Origin of the sequence: Pseudorhodobacter sp. (assembly GCF_030452865.1) — a bacterium.
GTDB lineage: Bacteria > Pseudomonadota > Alphaproteobacteria > Rhodobacterales > Rhodobacteraceae > Pseudorhodobacter.
In genome coordinates, this window is sequence record NZ_JAKDLJ010000449.1 from 1 (window position 1) to 2,719 (window position 2,719).

Here is a 2,719-nt window from a genome sequence, read left to right on the forward strand (position 1 = left end):
CGTGCATATCGCCCCCGTTCGCTCTGGAAGCGAAAAACGACACCAAAGCCGCGCCGAAAGCGCCGGCGCATCTGCCAGCCCCCAGTCGATACCGATGTCAGGATCGTCCCAGCGAACACCCGCATTGCAGGCGGGAGAATAGACATCGCTGCACTTGTATTGCACCTCGCAATCCGGAGTGCGGGTGACGAAGCCATGCAAAAACCCTTTCGGGATCAAAAGCTGCCGGCCGTTCTGCGCACTCAGCTCCACTCCGAACCATTTGCCGAACTGCGGCGACCCGCGCCGAAAATCCACCGCGACATCAAAGATCACACCGCGAGAGCAGCGTACCAGCTTTTCCTGTGCGTGCGGCGGGCGTTGGCAATGCAACCCGCGCAACGTCCCCACCCGCGCTGAAAACGAGTGATTGTCCTGCACGAAAACGGTCTGGATGCCGAAAGGATCCAGCGTCGCTGCATTGTAGGTTTCACTGAACCAGCCACGCGCATCGCCGAACCGTTTCGGCGTTATCAACAGGACATCGGCCAGTGTGGTTTTCTCAATGTTCACGCCGCTGCCTGCCTGTTTCGGGGGAGTGTTGTACAGATGTTACCGCAGGTCGCGCGGCATCCGCAAGGCGCGCCATCCGTCAACTGAGCCCGCGTGCGCGCGGGCCATGGGCGGCGTGTTTGTTTGACAGGTGCTATGTTGAGAACCAATCGGCGGTTTTCCGTGTGAAGAAAGTCCCGCTTGCGCTTGATTTCCCAGCAAAAGCCCAAAGGGACAATTTTTTTGGAATACACAATCCCTAGAGGTGTGGCGCGGAGTTGCCACAAAGGCTATTGTCCTGCAAGGAATCACACAAGATTCCATGTTGTCAAACCGGGGGCTTCATTGCGCTTCAAACCTGTCTGCGCCATCGCAATATTGGGGCTTGCCCTTTCTGGATGCAGCCTTCCGCGCGGCGCAGCCGTTTCCAACGAAATTCTGCGGGAGAAAAACGCAGAAGAACCCACCTATGAGGTGGTGTTCGTCTCACGGTCCAATATGGAACAGGTTCGTTCCTGGCCTGCGACGGGCTGGAGCGGCGGATATAGCTGGCCGAGCGACAAAGGCGGGCCGAACGGATCGGTGATCCGTGCCGGTGATACGATCAAACTGGTGATCTGGGACAGCCAGGAAAACTCCTTGCTGACCGCGCAGGCGCAGAAAACGGTTGCCTTGCCGGAGATGCAGGTTTCTCCGACCGGAACGGTGTTTGTGCCCTATCTGGGCAATGTGGTGATCAACGGGTTGACGCCTGAACGTGCACGCGAACAGATACAGACCGAGATGGCACAAATCGCGCCTTCGGCCCAGGTACAATTGGCCATGTCCGCTGGTGCGCGCAATTCGGTTGATCTGGTCAGCGGTATCGGAAAACCCGGCAACTATCCGCTGGCAGACCGCAGCGCCTCCATTCTCAGCCTGATTGCAGAGTCGGGCGGCATTTCTGCCGCGCTCAAGCATCCGCTTGTGCGCTTGATGCGCGGGAGCAAGACCTACGAAATCCGCGCGGAGCGTCTGCTGTCGGATGCCAACAGGAACATCACCCTGCGCGGGGGTGACAAGATTGTGGTGCGGGAGGATGACCGTTATTTCACCTCGCTGGGCGCAACCGGCAAGGAAAGTCTGATCCAGTTTGAGAAAGAAGATATCACCGCCCTCGAAGCGGTGTCGCTGGTTGGTGGCATCCTTGACACCCGTGCCAACCCGGAAGGCTTGCTCGTCCTGCGCGAATATCCGCAAAAGGCGGTGCGTGCCGACGGGATCAGGGGGCCGAAACAGAAGGATGTGGTGTTCTCCTTTGATCTGACGACCGCAGATGGGCTGTTCGCCGCGCGCAATTTTGAGATCAATCCGAAGGACACGGTTCTTGCGACGGAATCCCCTGCCGTGGCACTGACAACGGTGTTCGGCCTGCTGCGGTCGGTGGTTGGATTGTCGCAGGCCGTGAATTGATCTCTGACGCATCTGACCATTCGAAACCACGGTTTTCGGGCATTGTTTTTCAGATTGCGAGGGAATGAATTTGCAAACCGGACCCAAAACCCAGCCGCAAGGTGAGGTGACGCTGCGCACCTTGGCGATGCCGCGCGATGTGAACACCAATGGCGATGTCTTCGGCGGCTGGGTGCTCAGCCAGATGGACATGGCCGCCGGTATCGTCGCGGGGGAGCGGGCGAATGGTCGGGTGACCACCGTTGCCGTCGACGCGATGAAGTTCATCCGCCCGGTGCGCGTCGGTGACGTGTTGTGCATCTATGCCGCCGTTGGCCGGGTCGGTCGCACCTCGATGGGGATCGAGGTAGAGGCCTGGGTTCGGCGCAACCGTTTAGGGGAGCGCGAGAAGGTGACCGAAGCGGTGTTTACGTTCGTGGCGATTGATGATGACGGAAGGCCGAGGGTGGTCCCCGAGGCGTAACGATGATAAAGCCCGGTCAATCACTCGATCAACCGGGTGGTTTGCAGGCCTAGAAAAAGCCAACCGCAAAAAGGCCGATGATCACAACCAGCGGCACTCCCATCAACCAAGCAACAACACCTTTCATAACGGTCTCCATTGGGTTGGTTATGAAGGGATACGGCGTTGGGCGGGGTTTGGTTCCGTTGGGATTTCGCAGACAGCGAGTCGTGGTGACCGCCGACCTACTCCGGACTCAAGACGCAAAGCGCCGCCGGGCCGCGCCCTGCGGAT

The 2,719-nt window shown here is 59.0% G+C and carries 3 protein-coding genes; 2 read left to right on the top strand and 1 reads right to left on the bottom strand.

Annotated features, from left to right (window positions below; all coding sequences use genetic code 11):
* On the bottom strand, positions 1 to 552 hold a 552-nt coding region (rfbC, locus tag L0H65_RS17880), incomplete at its 3' end, for a dTDP-4-dehydrorhamnose 3,5-epimerase (protein WP_301460566.1).
* A 324-nt stretch (positions 553 to 876) separates the two neighbouring features.
* Between rfbC and L0H65_RS17885 the strand changes: the two genes are divergently transcribed.
* Together L0H65_RS17885 and L0H65_RS17890 are read left to right on the top strand one after the other, a co-directional pair.
* On the top strand, positions 877 to 1,983 hold the full coding sequence (locus L0H65_RS17885) for a polysaccharide biosynthesis/export family protein (RefSeq protein WP_301460567.1): 1,107 nt from the start codon (positions 877 to 879) through the stop codon (positions 1,981 to 1,983).
* Between the two features lie 127 nt (positions 1,984 to 2,110).
* Positions 2,111 to 2,446 carry an acyl-CoA thioesterase gene (locus tag L0H65_RS17890; protein WP_301460568.1) on the top strand — a complete coding sequence of 112 codons (336 nt, stop codon included), beginning with the start codon at positions 2,111 to 2,113 and terminating at the stop codon, positions 2,444 to 2,446.
* The last annotated feature ends 273 nt before the right edge of the window (positions 2,447 to 2,719 follow it).